This window comes from Yeosuana aromativorans, from assembly GCF_014646655.1.
Classification (GTDB): Bacteria; Bacteroidota; Bacteroidia; order Flavobacteriales; family Flavobacteriaceae; genus Yeosuana; species Yeosuana aromativorans.
In genome coordinates this window covers 1-18,482 of the sequence record NZ_BMNR01000002.1, presented here as the reverse complement: position 1 = coordinate 18,482, position 18,482 = coordinate 1, and the positions used below count along the sequence as shown (strand labels likewise).

16 protein-coding genes and 1 rRNA gene are annotated in these 18,482 nt (G+C 34.5%); 12 read left to right on the top strand and 5 right to left on the bottom strand.

What is annotated here, in order from left to right; genetic code table 11:
• Genes mltG through dapF form a run of 3 tightly spaced genes read right to left on the bottom strand, consistent with a single transcriptional unit; the run spans position 1 to position 2,339 of the window.
• Positions 1-1,044, bottom strand: coding sequence for an endolytic transglycosylase MltG (gene mltG, locus IEW94_RS03390; protein WP_188650023.1), 1,044 nt, complete (start codon positions 1,042-1,044; stop codon positions 1-3).
• The gene (locus IEW94_RS03385) at positions 1,045-1,569 is read right to left on the bottom strand and encodes a GNAT family N-acetyltransferase (RefSeq protein WP_188650021.1); all 525 of its coding nucleotides are present in this window, start codon (positions 1,567-1,569) and stop codon (positions 1,045-1,047) included.
• Positions 1,566-2,339 carry a diaminopimelate epimerase gene (gene dapF, locus IEW94_RS03380; RefSeq protein ID WP_188650019.1) on the bottom strand — a complete coding sequence of 258 codons (774 nt, stop codon included), beginning with the start codon at positions 2,337-2,339 and terminating at the stop codon, positions 1,566-1,568. Before dapF ends, IEW94_RS03385 begins: the two co-directional genes overlap by 4 nt.
• Positions 2,340-2,495: 156 nt before the next feature.
• Here dapF and IEW94_RS03375 point away from each other — a divergent pair, with 156 nt between their 5' ends.
• The 12 genes from IEW94_RS03375 (at position 2,496) to IEW94_RS03320 (ending at position 17,772) form a co-directional block, all read left to right on the top strand.
• Positions 2,496-3,905, top strand: a complete 1,410-nt coding sequence (locus IEW94_RS03375; protein WP_188650017.1) for a trypsin-like peptidase domain-containing protein — start codon at positions 2,496-2,498, stop codon at positions 3,903-3,905.
• A gap of 140 nt (positions 3,906-4,045) precedes the next feature.
• Positions 4,046-5,494 (top strand): glyceraldehyde-3-phosphate dehydrogenase, encoded by a 1,449-nt coding sequence (locus tag IEW94_RS03370; RefSeq protein ID WP_188650014.1) that lies wholly within the window; start codon positions 4,046-4,048, stop codon positions 5,492-5,494.
• 142 nt (positions 5,495-5,636) lie between these two features.
• The gene (locus IEW94_RS03365; RefSeq protein WP_188650012.1) at positions 5,637-6,275 is read left to right on the top strand and encodes a tRNA (guanine-N1)-methyltransferase; all 639 of its coding nucleotides are present in this window, start codon (positions 5,637-5,639) and stop codon (positions 6,273-6,275) included.
• A gap of 235 nt (positions 6,276-6,510) precedes the next feature.
• The gene (locus IEW94_RS03360; protein WP_188650010.1) at positions 6,511-7,071 is read left to right on the top strand and encodes a type 1 glutamine amidotransferase domain-containing protein; all 561 of its coding nucleotides are present in this window, start codon (positions 6,511-6,513) and stop codon (positions 7,069-7,071) included.
• A gap of 225 nt (positions 7,072-7,296) precedes the next feature.
• On the top strand, positions 7,297-8,994 hold the full coding sequence (locus tag IEW94_RS03355) for a hypothetical protein (protein WP_188650008.1): 1,698 nt from the start codon (positions 7,297-7,299) through the stop codon (positions 8,992-8,994).
• A gap of 106 nt (positions 8,995-9,100) precedes the next feature.
• On the top strand, positions 9,101-9,778 hold the full coding sequence (trmD, locus tag IEW94_RS03350) for a tRNA (guanosine(37)-N1)-methyltransferase TrmD (RefSeq protein WP_188650006.1): 678 nt from the start codon (positions 9,101-9,103) through the stop codon (positions 9,776-9,778).
• 209 nt (positions 9,779-9,987) lie between these two features.
• Positions 9,988-10,338: a 50S ribosomal protein L19 gene (gene rplS / locus IEW94_RS03345; protein ID WP_188650003.1), complete on the top strand. Its 351-nt coding sequence runs from the start codon at positions 9,988-9,990 to the stop codon at positions 10,336-10,338.
• Positions 10,339-11,203: 865 nt separating this feature from the next.
• Positions 11,204-13,423 (top strand): NADP-dependent isocitrate dehydrogenase, encoded by a 2,220-nt coding sequence (locus IEW94_RS03340; RefSeq protein ID WP_188650001.1) that lies wholly within the window; start codon positions 11,204-11,206, stop codon positions 13,421-13,423.
• A gap of 73 nt (positions 13,424-13,496) precedes the next feature.
• Positions 13,497-15,872 carry a TonB-dependent receptor gene (locus tag IEW94_RS03335; protein WP_188649999.1) on the top strand — a complete coding sequence of 792 codons (2,376 nt, stop codon included), beginning with the start codon at positions 13,497-13,499 and terminating at the stop codon, positions 15,870-15,872.
• A gap of 1 nt (position 15,873) precedes the next feature.
• Positions 15,874-16,689, top strand: a complete 816-nt coding sequence (locus tag IEW94_RS03330; RefSeq protein WP_188649998.1) for a DUF4249 family protein — start codon at positions 15,874-15,876, stop codon at positions 16,687-16,689.
• Positions 16,690-16,727: 38 nt separating this feature from the next.
• Positions 16,728-17,549, top strand: coding sequence for an N-acetylmuramic acid 6-phosphate etherase (gene murQ / locus IEW94_RS03325; RefSeq protein WP_188649995.1), 822 nt, complete (start codon positions 16,728-16,730; stop codon positions 17,547-17,549).
• Positions 17,536-17,772, top strand: a complete 237-nt coding sequence (locus tag IEW94_RS03320) for a DUF6095 family protein (RefSeq protein WP_188649993.1) — start codon at positions 17,536-17,538, stop codon at positions 17,770-17,772. The genes murQ and IEW94_RS03320 overlap by 14 nt, the downstream gene beginning before the upstream one ends.
• On the opposite strand, the gene IEW94_RS03315 is transcribed toward IEW94_RS03320, so the two are convergent.
• A complete protein-coding gene (locus IEW94_RS03315; protein WP_188649991.1) occupies positions 17,769-18,269 on the bottom strand; it encodes a hypothetical protein in 501 nt (166 codons plus the stop codon). The genes IEW94_RS03320 and IEW94_RS03315 overlap by 4 nt on opposite strands.
• A gap of 118 nt (positions 18,270-18,387) precedes the next feature.
• Positions 18,388-18,482: ribosomal RNA gene (gene rrf, locus IEW94_RS03310) — 5S ribosomal RNA — on the bottom strand; the annotation flags it as partial.

Below are 18,482 nucleotides of genomic sequence, written 5' to 3'. Positions count from 1 at the left end.
CTATTTATTTATGCCATGGGATGATAAATATCGTTGATAGGCTCTTGCATTAGCATTATGCTGGGATAATGTTTTGGCAAACTTATGATATCCTAATTTGTTGGGATCGGCAGCAAAATATAAATAGGAATGCTTTTCATAGTTTAAAACCGCATCAATAGCCGACACATCTGGCATAGCTATCAAACCAGGAGGCAAACCGGCATATTTATAGGTATTATATGGTGAATCAATTTCCTTATGAACATTTAATACACGTCTGATAACCGTGTTCTTATATTTTGGCAATTGATAAGCCGCATATTTAATAGTGGGATCTGCCTGCAATGGAATGCCTATTTTCAATCTATTGATATATACACCAGCTATCTTTGGCTGTTCATCAGCTTGTTTGGATTCTTCATAAACAATTGATGCCAGTGCGATAACCTGTGATGGAGACAGCCCCAAAGCTTTGGCTTTTTCAATTCTTGATTCGGTCCAAAAACGGTTATATTCCTTAAGCATTCTTTCCCTAAACTGCTCTGCAGATGTATTCCAAAAGAACTCATAACTGTTGGGAATGTACATTCCCAAAGCGGTAGCCTTATTAAAACCGTGCTTGTTTAAAAATGAATCATCCAACATGGCTTTTACCAATGATAAACTATCTGCCTCAATCTGCGAGCCAATACGCCCAGCAAGTTTTTGTATAGTTTCTTGATTATTAAAGGAAAGTCTTATAGGCACATTTCTGCTTCTAATAGAATTGATAATATCATTATTATTCATTCCTTTTTTTATGATGTACCTGCCCGCTTTTACATTATTGACATATTTTTTCTGCTCGGCCAATGCATCAAACTTGTCAATGTCCTTCAACAACGGAACTAGTTGCTCCCTAACATCTTTATAGGTTGCATTGGTTGGCACATAAATATAAGCTGTGCTATTATTAAAGGCTGTGTTGGGCTTGAGCATAACACTGTATACATAGTAAGCAAAATATGATGCCACAACCAACCCTAAAAGTGCTATGGTAATTATTATTTTCTTTAAATACATTTAATTATTTAAAAGCTGATATATATATTCGTTTTTAAAGGCACCATTGACGTAGTTCCAATCCTTTTTTAATCCGATTTTGACAAATCCCTGACCTTCAAATAGCTTTATACTGGCTTGGTTACCTTCAGAAACATTGCAATATAATTGGTGCAAGTCAAGATGATTGAAACTGTAATTGATCAATAGCTGAAGGGCTTCTCGCCCATAACCCATCTGCCTTTTTTCATGGTCTCTCACTAAAATACCAACACCTGCCCTAGCATTTTTAAAATCAAAATCAAACAAATCTATCATTCCCAATGCTTCATTTTCATAACTGGAAATAACCAAACGCAACTGTTTCACTTCAAAAATATCTTTTTGGGACTGCTCCAAATACTGCCTGATCAAAAATTTTGAATATGGTACTAAAGTATTGCTCAGTTCCCAAATGGATTCATCATTTTCAATGGTATGGATAAACTCCAAATCTTCTGGCTCAAGTGCCCGTAAATAAATATGTTCTCCTTTTAATGTAATCATATGGAGCCTTTAAAAACAAATGTGGCTGGCCCAATTAAACAAACATTGGTATATAAATCGCCTTTTTTTGCAAATGACACCTTAAGCTCGCCGCCTTGTGTTTGTAAAGTGACAAGGTTTTGATTGGTTTCTCCTAAAAAATTCATGGCTATTGCCACGGCTGTCACACCTGTGCCACAGGAAAAGGTTTCTCCTTCAACACCTCGCTCATAAGTCCTAACCGCAAACGTGGCATCTGAAATCTTTTTCACAAAGTTCACATTACTGCCAGCCTCATTATAAGGAGATCCATATCGTATGTTGGCCCCTTTTGTTTGTATGTCAAAATCCTCAATGTGGTCTTCAAATTGCACATGATGTGGTGAACCCGTGTTTAAAAACACATGAGTATCATATTTATCAACCGTATTCACATCTTGCATTTGCAATGTAACTATATTGTCATTTATGGTTGCATAGTGCGGGCCGTCAATGGCTTCAAATGTTGCTTTGTCTGTAATAATTCCTAACTGCTTTGCAAAGGCTACCAAACAACGCCCACCATTACCACACATGGAACTCTCATTACCATCGGCATTGTAATAGACCATTTTAAAATCCAGACTCTTGTGGTTTTCCAATAAAATCAATCCATCGGCACCTATTCCAAATCGTCTATCACACAAAAAGGCAATATGCTTGGTATTGCTTTTGTCAAATGTTTGCTGACGATTGTCTATCATCACAAAATCATTTCCCGTTCCTTGGTATTTATAAAATGTCTGTTCCATAATCAGGCACAAATATATAAATATTAAACCGTTTTTTTAGGTGTTAAATGGGCGTTAAAATTGGCGTTAAAAATCGTTAAAAGAAAATATGACATTCAATAAATATTTAATTTTAATCGTTATTTAATTAAAAACACAATCTTAAAACATATACAAATGAAAAAAATCTTAACCTTAGTATTGGCCTCTGCTCTGGGTGGTATATTAACGCTTGGTGCCTACAAGTTATTTTTAAATGACAACAAAAGTATAGTTTTATCTTCTGCGGAATCAAATCCTACATTTCTTCCGGCAAGTAATGTAAGTAATGTAAAAACCCCGTATGAAGCACCCGACTTAACGGTAGCTGCCGAAAACAGCATTAACACTGTTGTGCATGTTAAAAACCTTTCAGTAAGCACTGGGCAAATGACTATTGAGGATTTGTTTTTAGGTAGAAGTCCGCAACGCGCCCAAATAGGTACAGGCTCTGGAGTGATTATTACTGCTGATGGTTATATTATTACCAATAACCATGTTATCGAGAATTCACAGGAATTATCGGTTACTTTAAACAACAATAAAACCTACGATGCCAAAATTATTGGTTCTGATCCAAAAACCGATATAGCGCTTATAAAAATTGATGCAGATGAAGACTTGCCATATGCAACTTTTGGGGACTCTGATAACGCTAAAATTGGAGAATGGGTATTGGCCGTTGGAAATCCGTTTAACCTAACATCAACTGTTACGGCGGGTATCATAAGTGCTAAATCAAGAAGTTTAGACCCAACAGGTGAGCATATTCAATCATTCATTCAAACTGATGCCGCAGTGAATCCTGGTAACTCTGGTGGTGCTTTAGTAAATACAAAAGGTGAATTGATTGGAATCAACACAGCCATAACTTCACAAACAGGTTCTTATATAGGCTATTCTTTTGCCGTTCCAAGTAACATTGCTAGAAAAGTGATTGAAGATATTATGGAGTATGGAAACGTGCAAAATGGTGTTCTTGGTGTTACTGGCGGTGCTCTTAATAGTGATTTTGCTGAGAAAATTGGAATTACAGATACCGAAGGTTTTTATGTACAGAGTGTGATGGAAGACTCTGGTGCTGAAAAAGCCGGTATTCAAAACGGTGATATCATTAAGGAAATTGATGGCTTGAAAATTTCTAAATTTTCAGATTTAAAAGGTCATTTAAGTACCAAACGCCCTGATGATGTTGTGACAGTGAAATTGCTGAGAGATGGCAGTCCAAAAACAGTATCTGTCAAATTAATGAAGAATACCACAATTACCCTACCCATGGTTGGTCAAGTTAAAAATGCCAAACCAGCCGATTTGAAAAAATATAATGTTTCAAACGGAATAAAAATTGTTCAATTAGATGCCAAATATGCTGAATATTGGATGAACAATGGCATTGAAGAAGGCGCTATCATAACAGCCATTAATGATGAGAAAATTAAAACCGTGGATGACGCCCAAAATATTATAAAAAACAGATCTCCTTATGAGCCTTTAAGAATAGAACTGATAAACAAAAACGGCGAAAAAGAACGCTATAATTTTAGATAACAACTGTAAATACATTAATTGATTTAACCCTCTTTTGAGTAAAAACAAAGAGGGTTATTTTTTTGGCTAAATGCTTTACGAAAACGTTTGAAATATAGTATTTTTGCGAAAATTTATAAAAACAAACTAAACATTTCACCATGAGTTTTAACAAAACCTATGAAAAGGAATTGGTCTTTCAGGCAGATAGACGACGAGCAACCGTAGAATTTATTAAAATAGTAAGTGATCTTTGGTATGACAAATCCATTGAATTGGTGCTTTTTAGAAATCAATTGATTGACAGAAACGTAAGCCAAATATTAAACTTGCACGAATATGCAGGTAAATTTGTTCAAAAACCTATTTCAATTTTTGATTCCGTAGAAATTGCCCAAGCCATTAAAACTTTAGATATCCCGCCAGCCAAGCTAGATATTGGCAAGCTGACGTATGAGTTTCATTTAGAAAGTGATAAATACACTAATGCCACAGCTTTTGTATCAAAAAAATTAAAAGATGCCGGAAAAAACAGTGGTATCCAACCCAAAGATGTGGTCTTGTATGGCTTTGGTAGAATTGGCCGTTTGGTGGCTCGTGAGCTTATGGCCAGAACCGGTAAAGGAACCCAATTGCGTTTAAGAGCTATTGTGACCCGTGGTGTTATAGATGAAATTACGCTTGAAAAAAGAGCAGCCCTTTTGCGCAATGACTCTGTTCATGGTGATTTCTCTGGAACAGTATCAGTTGATATTGAAAACCAAGCTTTAATTATTAATGGCACAACAGTCCATATCATTTCGGCCAATCAGCCTGAGGATATCGATTATACAGTATATCATATCAAAAAAGCCTTGGTTATTGATAATACTGGTGCTTTTAGGGACAAGGATGCGTTAAGTAGGCATCTCAAATCAAAAGGTGTTGACAAAGTGTTATTAACTGCTCCTGGCAAAGGTGTTCCCAATATTGTTCATGGCGTCAATCACTTAGAGCATGATCCAGATAAAATCAATATCTTCTCTGCTGCATCTTGTACAACAAATGCCATTACCCCTATTTTAAAAGCCGTTGAAGATTCTTTTGGTGTAAAAAGCGGCCATTTAGAAACCATTCATGCCTATACAAACGACCAAAATTTAGTTGATAACTTCCATAAAAAATACCGCCGTGGCCGTGCCGCTGCCTTAAATATGGTCATAACCGAAACCGGTGCTGGAAGTGCCGTCGCAAAAGCGCTACCTACCCTGGAAGGCAAATTAACATCAAACGCCATAAGAGTGCCCGTGCCCAATGGGTCATTAGCTATTCTCAATTTAGAGTTGGAAACAGCTACATCTGTTTCTGGCATGAATACAATTATAAAAAAATATGCCCTTGAAGGTGATTTGGTTGAACAAATAAAATACGAATTAAGTGACGAACTGGTTTCCTCGGATATTATTGGAAGTTCAGCTCCCGCCATTTATGACAGCAAGGCCACCATTGTAAGACCTGATGGTAAAAATGTTGTCCTATATATTTGGTATGATAATGAATATGGTTACAGCCATCAAGTTATTAGGCTTGCAAAATATATTTCAAAAGTTAGGCGTTATACCTATTATTAATATTGAAACATCCAAATTTTTGTTTGTTCCGTATATAATTCAGCCTCACATAGTGAGGCTTTTTGTTAAAATTTAATCATATTACTTGACAATATTTTATAACTTCGTAAATCATATTTAATCTAATTAAACCAATTCTATCATGAATCACATGAAATCATTAGCCGCTATATTGTTTTTTTCACTAGTTACCCTTAGCGCTTTTGCACAAACAGATCAAGAAGAAGAATCACTTTCACTAGATAGTGGCAGCATTGACAACCAATTTGAGTACGTTATTCAAAAATCAAGTAGTTGGAGAGATGAACGCGGCCAAACCTACAAAGTTACCAAACGTAATTGGCTGGATGAATTAAAAGCCCATACATTGGACTCTTTAAAAGCTGTTCATAAAGAATTACTGGAAACACAAAAAGTGGTTAGTGATCAATCAAAAGAAATAACAGATTTAAAAAACAATCTTGCCAATACCCAAAATGATTTAGACAAAACTAACAAAGAGAAAGACAGTATGTCATTGTTTGGATTGCAAATGAGTAAAAGTGGCTACAATGGGTTAATGTGGACTATTATAGCTGCCTTATTGGCTTTGTTCTTGTTATTTGTCTATAAGTTTAACAATAGTAATGTAGTGACCAAAGAAGCCAAACGGGCCCTTTCTGAAATGGAAGAAGAATTTGAAGAACACCGTAAAACTGCTTTGGAACGCGAACAAAAAGTAAGACGCCAATTACAAGATGAAATCAACAAGCAAAAAACAACCAAAGGCAGTAGTAAGTAATCTTTAAAATAAAACCACACTTATTTAAAATCCGTAACTAAACCTTACGGATTTTTTTATTGGCCTTTTTAGCGATTCTAAACAAAAATATAAATTTAACAGAGCCTTTAACGTTATCTTTTCACCGCTTTAACACTAGGTGATAAATTCAAGTTAAACCGCTTTTAAAATTCTTTCAAGCCTTCATTTTAAAGTACTTTTAAATAAATAAATTATTAATTTAAAATCTTTAAAAATGGAAAAATTAAGCAAAAAACGCGTTGCTATCCTTGCAACCAACGGATTTGAAGAAAGTGAATTAAGCGAACCAAAAAAAGCTTTAGAACAAGCTGGTGCTCACGTTGACATTGTTTCTGAAAATGAAGGCACCATTAAATCATGGGCCAACGGTAATTGGGGCAAATCGTATGATGTAAATACCACTTTAGACCATGTTACCCAAGACCATTATGATGCTTTAATGCTTCCAGGCGGTGTAATCAATCCTGATACACTTAGAAAAAATAAAAAGGCCGTATCATTTGTACGATCATTTTTTGAAAATGGAAAACCCATTGCGGCAATTTGCCATGGCCCATCATTATTGATTGAAGCAGATGTACTTAAAGGCCGTAAAGTGACCTCTTATAATTCCATAAAAAAAGATATTGAAAATGCTGGAGCCCATTGGCTTGATGAAGCAGTTGTTGTAGACCAAGGGCTTATCACCAGTAGAAATCCACAAGATATTGAAGCCTTTAATGCCAAGTTAATTGAAGAAATTTATGAAGACAAGTATGCTGTGCATATGGCATAATGAAATCAATAATCATATTATATAAAGCGCGAATGTAACAATTCGCGCTTTTTCAAAAAAAACATTTATATTGAATTTTTAAAAAAAATATACTATTTTTAGTTCCAAACATGTAATAAGCACATAATTAATCCATTACAAAGTAAAAAAAGTCCCATTTCAAATCATTTACTCAATCTAAAATAATAATGGTTTTTTTTTAGACAATTAAACAACATTTGAAATATGGACACTCAACCAACCGAAAATCTAATTACAGAAACATTTCCTTTTAGAAAACTATCAAAGGTTTCGTTTATTAAAGGGGTCATTTCAATACTTTTTGGATTAGCTCTTCTTTTTCTAGTTAAAACAGATTTTAAAAATAAAGATGTTTTTTTAACCATTGTAAAAATGGCTTCTGCATTAGGGTTTTTATTCATGGGAATAAAATCAGTTTGGAGAGGTTATAAAAACGAATACAGCTTTAGCGCTAAAGACATATTTGATCCTACCAGGGAAATATACATAAAGAATTTACTAGGGCAACGGTCTTCTGATTCGCAACAACTAGCAAAAGAATACGCCAATATTTTTAGAAGTAAAAATTTTAGTTTTTCCAGTAATGAAAAAGGAACTGTTAAAGACTGGCAGTTTATTTTCTACAAGCTTGTTTCAAAAAAAGGATTGTCAGATATATTTGAGTATGTACCGTATCCAATTACCAATTTTATTTCAAACCAATCGAGGCCTGTTTCATTAATTGGCTTTTTCTTGTTTATTCTAATGGTATTTGGTTTTATTGCATATTTAGAAATCATTAGTTTCAGTATGGTTTGGGTCAATCTTTTTATTCTTATTGGCTTGCTAACCTTATGGAGACCTTCTAAAATAGATTCTGTAATTAGCAAGAATTCTAAAAATGAAATAAGAAATAGAATTTTGTTTTTTATCACATTCTATTTAATAACTATTTTTTTGTTCAAACCATACAACGGAACCATTAACGTTGCCTTATTGACATCTATCCTTGTTTTAGCAGTAGTCATTATTTATACGTCTTTGGTATCATTCAAACTCATAGAAAACACGTTTTCTAACCGTAAGGAAATTGATGTTCAAGTATCTGATATAGATTTAACCACACATCGCGTTGCAACTCAGCCAAATAATATTGAACAACAATTTGATAATATCATTAAGAGAAAAACAGGATGGTATTTTAAAAGCTCAACAGAAAAAACAGGTGGTTTGCTAGCAGGTGACCAAGTCCATAAAGGCCATTTTAATTTTGAATATGTTTATGAAACAAATCCAAAATTAATTTCAACCACTTATGACAAAAAAATTGAAAATAAACTTTCAAACATTCATAAAACTGGAACCATTCTTATTTGTTTAGGTTTGATTATTTTTTTTATGGGTATTATTAAAGTGCCTAGTTTATATAACGAAGCATTAATTCATGATACCAATGAATTACTGATCGCTTATGCCCCTAAAATTCTTATAAGTCTCTTTTTAATCTTGTTTGGTACCGCCATATACTTTTTTGGAAACCGATTGGTTTATGAAATATTTTTATTTTTTAATACCGAAATTTTCTTTTCTTCGGATCTCATTCTTTTTAAAGCCTATGGAAATTATGATGAGTACGAGCATAAAACTGGAGGCATGAAAAGAAAGGATACATTTACAGATTTTACACCCGATATTGAGGTTTGCAAAGTGACAAGTAGCATATTCGTACATCCTTATTTGGTCAGTTCTAAAATCAAAAGTATCCCAAGGTTTGTTGTAAATATTGAAAAGAATGATGAATTAATGAATTCAATTATAAATGAATTTAAACACAACCTAACACCTTACCTTATGAACTTACAAAGTGGCAATTATGGAGACCCAGAATTAAAAGAAGGTTCTGATAATTTATTAAATGAATAGCACTAAAAGTCTACCATAACTCAAATAAAAAACAATTACAGAAGTTTTCAAAATCATAAGAACTCTTAAACTATTCAATTATCTTTGCATGTCTTAAAACAAACCAATGCGAATCGATATCATTACCGTATTACCAGAACTGCTTAAAAGCCCTTTTGAAGCGTCTATTTTAAAACGTGCCATTGAAGCTAATTTGGTTGAAATCCATTTTCATAACTTACGTGATTACACGACCGACAATTACAAATCAGTTGATGATACTCAATTTGGCGGAGGTGCTGGCATGGTCATGATGATAGAACCCATTGACAAATGTATTTCTGCCTTAAAAGCAGAACGCCATTATGACGAGGTGATTTACATGACACCTGATGGCGAAACCTTAAAACAAGGTATTGCCAATCAAATATCACTCAAGGAAAACATCATTATTTTATGCGGACATTATAAGGGCGTTGACCAACGGGTACGGGACCATTATATAACCAAGGAAATCTCTATTGGCGATTATGTGTTGTCCGGTGGCGAATTGGCTGCTGCTGTATTGTGCGATGCCGTGATACGTTTAATACCAGGTGTTTTAGGCAATGAGACCTCTGCCCTAACGGATTCGTTTCAGGATAATTTATTGGCGCCACCCATTTATACCAAACCGCGCGAGTACAAAGGCATGAAAGTGCCTGAATTGTTGTTTAGCGGTAATTTACCTGAAATTGAAAAATGGCGCGAAGAGCAGGCCTACTTAAGAACAAAAGAACGACGTCCCGATTTATTGGATGAGTAAGTGTTAAGGATAGCAGCGGCATCCTTTTGTGAACACAAAAGATATAGCGGATAGCCTGGCCTTTTTGCATAGCAAAAGGAAACACCAAAAATTTAAAAAATATTAATTGTTCATTTGCATTTATTAATTATCTTTGCACCCAATTTCGGGTTAACCTCTGGCGAAAATCGTGAATGTTGTTCTGAATCAACCATTTAATTTTTAAAGATATGGAATCTTTAGTAAAATTTGTACAAGACGAGTTTGTAGCAAAAAAAGACTTTCCAGAGTTTGGAGCTGGAGACACAATTACCGTTTACTATGAAATTAGAGAAGGCGAAAAAGTGCGTACTCAGTTTTTTAGAGGTGTAGTCATTCAAAGAAGAGGATCAGGATCTACTGAGACTTTTACCATTAGAAAAATGTCTGGAACCATTGGTGTAGAGCGTATCTTCCCAATCAACCTTCCTGCTTTACAAAAAATCGAGGTCAACAAAAGAGGTAAAGTGCGTAGAGCGCGTATATTCTACTTTAGAGATCTTACCGGTAAAAAAGCAAGAATCAAAGAAAGCAGACATTAATAAAACGTATTACTGCTCTTGCAGAAGCATTAAAGCCTTGAATTATCAAGGCTTTTTTTATGAACATTTGTTAATAAGTATGGTTTATAAAAAGTTGATATCTAATACCTTAAAAAATTTGCTTTTTTGGTTTCTTAAACTATCTTAGCTTAAGAATTTAATAACAGCTAAATGTTGTTTTCATTTCAAAAGTGAATTAATATTAAATTCTATATGAAGTAACGTTCTTTATACTAATTGTTTTTTGAGGTTTGGATGTGCCACGTGTAAGCGTGTGTGAGCAAAGAACCAAGATACTGTAAAAAGTCCCAGATGCGCAAGTAGATGGCAACTAGTGCGGTTGAAAGCTTTGAAAGTTGGCAGGAGCGAAAGTAAATGCCAGACTAAAAGCAATGCAGTACGTAAGCCCAACGTGAAAACGAAAGGTAAACAATCGGCATCAAGAAAAACAATTAAAACTGAAGCATTTTGGTAATAGGTCAATGCATATTGAAAATTACATCACAAAATGTTTCATTGAAATGATGGAACTTGAATCGAAAAGATTTGTGCGAAAGCGTAAATTGATTTTAGTAGCAATACTAAATAGATCACGGGAAATTGTTTCAAAGAAAGCCATGTCAGAGTAGATTAAGTTCTACAGTGATATGGCTTTTGTTTTTTTATGAATTTCCTACTCTTTTCTTGCCTAATTTGTTTTTAATATTTGAATTTTTGTTTTTTTATAAAATATCCTGTTTTATTGTAGTTCATTTGGTCAATAACCTCTGTTTAAAAGTCAAATTTTGTATATTCGCAGAGCAAAAAAATAATCGATTATTTTACTGATTTTCTCATAGTATATTAATTAAACAGAGAGACAACAATGTCAAAAATTATTTACACATTAACAGACGAAGCACCTGCTTTGGCAACTCATTCACTTTTACCTATAATACGAGCATTCACAAAATCTTCAGGAATCACCATTGAAACCAAAAATATTTCTTTGGCCGGCAGAATTTTATCCAATTTTCCCGACCTCTTATCTGAAGGCCAAAAAGTATCGGATGACTTGGCTGAATTAGCTGAACTTGCTAAAAAACCAGACACCAATATTATAAAACTGCCAAATATAAGTGCCTCAATCCCTCAATTAAAAGATGCTATAGAGGAATTGCAAGCAAAAGGTTATGCGTTACCCGACTACCCTGACACTCCCAGCAATGATGAAGAAAAAGCTATAAAAGCAGCGTATGATAAGGTAAAGGGAAGTGCCGTAAACCCTGTTTTAAGAGAAGGGAACTCTGATAGACGCGCACCTAAAGCCATTAAAAATTACGCCAGAAAAAATCCACACAGCATGGGAGCTTGGAGCAAAGACTCTAAATCTCATGTTGCTACCATGACTGAAGGCGATTTTGCACACAATGAAAAATCCCTGACACTTAAAGCAGCTACAACTGTATCAATAGAACATTATGACACTAACGGTCACAAAACCGTTTTAAAAGACAACATATCTATTCTAAAAGACGAGATCATAGATGCTACGGTAATGAGCAAAAAAGCTTTAATCAAGTTTTTAAAAGAGCAAGTTGCCGATGCCAAGGCCAAAAACGTTTTGTTTTCACTGCATCTAAAAGCGACCATGATGAAAGTGTCTGACCCCATCATGTTTGGTTACGCTGTTAAAGTATTCTTTGCATCCGTTTTTGAAAAACATGAAGCAGTATTAAAAAGTTTACACGTAGATCCAAACAATGGCTTTGGTAATTTATTATCAAAAATCCAGGAACTGCCTGAAGTTAAACGAGAAGAAATTGAAGCTGATATTGAATTAGCACTTAAAAATGGTCCTGCTTTGGCCATGGTCAATAGCGAAAAAGGAATCACCAATTTAAATGTCCCAAGTGATGTGATTGTAGATGCCTCCATGCCAGCAATGATTCGTAACTCTGGTCAGATGTGGAATGCGCGAGGAAAGGCTCAAGACACAAAAGCCGTTATTCCAGACAGTAGTTATGCTGGAATCTATCAAGCAACCATTGATTTTTGCAAAAAGAATGGTGCTTTTGACCCTACCACCATGGGAACTGTACCTAATGTAGGTTTGATGGCACAAAAGGCCGAGGAATATGGCTCTCATGATAAAACATTTGAAATCCAATCGGATGGTGTTGTCAAAGTTGTTGACGCATCTGGAAAAGTTTTGATGGAACACACGGTTGAAGCTGGTGACATTTGGAGAATGTGTCAAGTAAAAGATGCCCCTATTCAAGACTGGATAAAATTAGCGGTAAGTAGAGCGAGAGCCACTAACACACCTGCTGTTTTTTGGTTGGACAGCAAACGAGCCCATGATAAAGAATTAATTAAAAAAGTAAACAAGTATTTACCTAATCATGATACTACTGGGTTGGACATCAAAATTCTATCACCCATCGAAGCAACTACTTACACTTGCCAAAGACTTAAAGACGGTAAAGACACCATTTCAGTTTCAGGAAATGTTTTAAGGGATTATCTAACAGACTTATTCCCTATTTTGGAAGTTGGAACCAGTGCAAAAATGTTATCGATCGTTCCATTAATGAATGGTGGTGGTTTGTTTGAAACAGGCGCAGGTGGATCTGCTCCCAAACACGTAGAACAGTTTTTGCATGAAGGCCACTTACGTTGGGATTCCCTTGGAGAGTTTTTAGCATTGGCTGTATCCCTAGAGTTTTTAAGTGAAAAACAGCATAACAAAAAAGCGCTGGTTTTAGCAGACACCTTAGATGAAGCTACAGATAAATTCCTTGACAATAAAAAATCGCCATCTCGTGTTGTTGGAGAATTGGACAATAGAGGAAGCCATTTTTATCTGGCTATGTATTGGGCACAGGCTTTGGCTTCACAAAATGAAAATACTGAATTGAAAAATCATTTTTCTGAAATCTCTAAAGCTTTGGTTGACAATGAAGCGAAAATTATAAAAGAGTTAAATGACGCCCAAGGTTCTCCTGTTGATATTGGCGGCTATTATATACCCAATGAAAAACTGGTAAATGCCAGTATGCGCCCCAGTAAAACATTTAATACCATACTGAGCAAGATTGCTTAAATTAAATAAAGTTAATATTAAAAGCTCCTTTTTTTAGGGGCTTTTTTAATATTTTTATAAAAAATTGCCTTTTATGAAATACATTTTGGCTTGCTGCCTTTTAGGGTTTTGTCTAAATGTTTCTATGACGCTTGCGCAAGAAAAGTTTACAATCAGTGGTGTTGTTTCTGATCAAAATAATAACGAAACCCTTATTGGTGTCAATATTTTATTTCCAGAACTTAACACAGGTACTGTAACCAATGAATATGGCTTTTATTCCATAACAATTCCCAAAGGCAACTATAAAATCATTGTAAGTTATTTGGGGTATACCAATATCTCCAAAACCATTAATCTGTCAACTAATTTAAAGCAGGATTTTCAGTTGGAAGAAACCCTGGAAAATCTGGATGAAGTTGTAATTACCAAGAACATAGAGGAAATAAATATTTCAAAACCTCAAATGAGTGTGAATGTACTATCTGCAAATACCATAAAACAAATTCCGGTAGTATTGGGAGAAGCCGATGTTATAAAAGCAATCACATTGCTTCCGGGCGTTTCAAATGCCGGAGAAAATTCATCAGGTTTTAACGTTCGCGGGGGCGCAGCGGATCAAAATTTAATATTGTTGGATGAGGCGACAATTTATAACTCATCACATTTGTTTGGTCTATTTTCTGTTTTTAATCCAGATGCTATTAAGGATTTAAAATTATACAAAGGCGGCATTCCTGCCCGTTATGGAGGGCGGGTCTCATCCGTTTTGGATATTTATCAAAAGGAAGGGAATAGTAATGAATTTCATGCCAACGGAGGCATTGGACTTGTGGCAAGCAGGCTTTTGGCTGAAGGTCCCATTAAAAAAAATACGGGTTCCTTTCTTTTTGGAGGCAGGTCATCTTATGCGCATTTGTTTTTGCCATTGTTTAACAGTGATAACGTTGCTTATTTTTACGACTTAAACACCAAATTAAGTTATAAAATAAACAGTAAAAATAACATGTATCTGTCTGGCTATTTTGGTCGCGATGTATTTAGTATTGCTGATAGTTTTGAAAACACGTATGGAAATTCGGTCATTAATCTAAGGTGGAACCACCTATTTTCAAACAAATTATTCTCCAATCTTTCATTGATTTATTCGGATTACTATTACGGACTCAAACTTAATTTTGTTGAGTTCAATTGGAATTCTGGCATTCAAAATTTTAATGTGAAGTATGATTTTAAGGATTATTTAAATGATAAATTTAAACTGTATTATGGACTGAACAGTATTTATTACAAGTTTAATCCAGGCAAAATAGAACCTTCATCTGAAACTTCAGGCATCAACCCTTATAAACTTACTGATAAATTTGCTTTTGAAAATGACTTATATGTTGATATAGAACATCAACTGTCTGATAAAATACAGCTTTCATACGGTTTGCGCTTAAGTTCCTTTTTACGCTTGGGGCAATCAGAACTAAATACCTACAGCAACAATCAAGCGGTTAATTTCAATGAGGAACTTCAAATTTATGAAAAGGCAGAACCAACGGGAGTGGAAACTTTTAAAAAGAGTCATGTTATTAAGTCGTTTTACAATCTTGAGCCACGTTTTTCCATAGCTTATCAAGTAAGTGACCATTCGTCAATAAAAGCCAGTTACAATAGATTAAGTCAATATTCACACTTGTTATCCAATACCAGTTCACCAACACCATTAGATGTTTGGACACCCAGTGGCAAGTACATAAAACCACAACTTTTAGATCAAATTGCAATTGGCTATTATAAAAATTTCGACAAAAACAGCTATTCCTTAGAAATTGAAAGTTTTTTTAAAACCATACAAAACAGGATTGATTATATTGATGGAGCCGATTTAATTGCCAATGATGCCATTGAACAAGTTATTTTAAACGGCAAAGCAAGGGCATATGGTTTGGAATTGCTATTAAGAAAAAACCAAGGACGGTTTAACGGATGGCTTGCCTATACCCTATCAAAATCAGAACAGCAAACAAAAGGTAGAACACCCTCTGAACTTGGTATCAATAACGGCAATTGGTACAATACCCCATATGACAAAACCCACGATATTTCTGTTACAGGACAGTATACATTCAATGATAAATGGGAACTGAACTCTAATTTTATCTTTCAAACAGGACAACCAACTAGCTTTCCTGTCAGTCAATATGAATATAATGGTGTAACCATAGCTAATTTTAATAGCAGAAACGCTAGCAGGCTTCCATCCTATCATCGCTTGGATTTGTCTATGAAATACACACCAAAACCCAATAAAAATCATGGCTATCAAAGTTACTGGGTGTTTAGTATCTACAACGCCTACAATAGGAAAAATGCTAGTTCAATAACATTTAGGCAGAACAGAAACACAAGAAATAACGAGGCCATTAGGCTATCGATATTTGGAATAATTCCTTCTTTTTCATATAATTTTAAATTTTAGAATGAAAAAAGTCGCATATTTAATATTACTCTCCATACTCATAATATCTTGTGAAGATGTTATAGATGTCAAAACCCCTACTGAAAAACCAAGACTAGTTATTGATGCATCCATAAATTGGTTTAAAGGAACTACAGGTAACGAACAAGACATTAAACTTACACTCACAGCGCCTTATTTTAACAATTCGGTACCACCTGCAAATGGGGCACAAGTTTTAGTAGTTGATTCAAATAATCAAGTATTTAATTTTATTGAAGACGGCCAAACCGGTATTTATACAAACAATAATTTTATTCCTGTAATAGATGAAACGTATACATTAACCATTATCTATAAAAACGAAACCTATACAGCAACCGAAACACTAAAATCTGTGGCCAGTATTGATTATGTAGACCAAAATGACAATGGTGGCTTTTCTGGAAATGAAACAGAGTTAAAAGCCTTCTATAAAGACCCTGCAGATGAGAAAAATTATTATTTCTTTGAATTTATTAGTGATATTCCCGTAATACCAAGTTTGGAAGTCTATAAAGACGAGTTTACCAATGGTAATGAAATGTTTGGTTTTTACACCGAAGAGGATTTGACTACTGGAGACATTGTTACAATTCGCAATTATGGTATTTCCGAACAATTTTATAATTATATGTTTGTTTTGTTACAGCAAAATAGCCAAGAAGGTGGTGGTCCTTTTGAAACACAACCTGCCACTGTTCGTGGTAATTGCATTAATCAGACTAATCCGGAGAATTATCCGCTAGGTTACTTTAGACTTTCTCAAGTTGATGAATATATTTATACCACCAAATAAACCTTTATAACACAAGCAAAAAAACGTATTTTTGAAATATGGATTTTATAAAAACCACCGAACAAGATTCCTATTACAATCATCTAGAACAGATGAGCATTAAGGAATTATTGGTTAATATAAACACCGAAGACAAAACGGTACCTAGTGCCGTAGAAAAAGCACTACCTCAAATTGAAAAACTGATTGAAGCAGCAGTTGCCCAGCTTAAAAAAGGAGGTCGATTATTTTATATAGGAGCTGGAACCAGTGGCAGATTAGGGATTTTAGATGCCTCTGAATGCCCACCAACCTTTGGAGTTCCTCACGAATTGGTCATTGGAATCATAGCTGGTGGTGATAAAGCCATTAGAAAAGCAGTTGAATTTGCAGAGGATTCCACAACCCTTGGCTGGGAAGACCTAAAATCACAAAACATTAATACAAATGATATAGTTGTTGGCATTGCTGCATCAGGAACAACCCCATATGTTATTGGTGCTTTAAAAGCCTGTAATGAACATAATATTACAACAGGCTGTATTACGTGCAATCATAATAGTCCGTTATCAAGAACCGCAAAATTTCCAATTGAAGTTATTGTTGGACCAGAAGTCGTTACCGGAAGTTCAAGAATGAAAGCTGGAACAGCACAAAAATTAGTGCTCAATATGATAACAACAACAACCATGATCCAATTAGGCCATGTAAAAGGTAATAAAATGGTAGATATGCAATTGAGTAATAATAAACTGGTAGATAGAGGTACAAAAATGATTATGAATGAACTTAATATATCACAAAAAGAAGCCAGTGAATTACTTAAAACTTTTAAAAATGTACGCTTAGCAATTAAAAACTACAAAGATGGAAACAAATAAAACAGATAAAAAAGTACTAGTACAAGGTATCAAAACACTAATATTTGCAATAATGACCCTTTTTTTAGGGCCTATGTTTTTAAATGTTGCCTTTAGCAATAAAGAAAAACCACTTTATATTCCAATATTGATTGTTGGTTGCTTGATTTCTGCAATGGCAGTATTTTTAATTTTTAAAGGAATAAAAACAATTATTAACAGCATGTTCAACAATAAACCTTAATTAAGAGCACTTGGTTTAGGCGTTGTTGGGTTATAACCAAAATCTGCATCATTTACTGTTATTCTCAAGCCTTCCATAATATAGTTAATAATGGCATAATGATGAATTGTGTGGCTATTAGCTTGGGCAAATAGAGCCCCTAACGTATAATTAATCTCAATCTTTCCCATACCCAAATCATCCACAACAGTCACACTCTTATCAAAATCATAATTGATTAGCATAAGTTTATCTTTTATGTGATTACAATACTGTAAAGCAGCATAACAATTTGATTCAACTAATAAATCCCGCTTTCGCAAGGTTAAATCAACCCTGTTTTCTGAATTTAAGTTTAAGATACAGTTATAAAAATCTAAAATATGTCGGATATGTGAACCAATACTGGATTTATATGGTGGAATAGTAGCATCACTTAATAATTCATCATTTAAAAGCGATAATATAAAATCGGTCCGATTGAGTGTTTTTAAAGTAGATTGTAAAATTTTATTCATGTAGGCCAATTTAACTAAAATAAATGGATTTAAAATAATAAATACATTAGTCTAACAAGAAACAATACCTTACAATAAGACAAAAAAAATCCCGACTCTAAAAAGAATCGGGATTCAAGAAAGGCAACGACCTACTCTCCCACAAATGCAGTACCATCGGCGCTAACGGGCTTAACTTCTCTGTTCGGAAAGGTAAGAGGTGAGCCCCGTCGC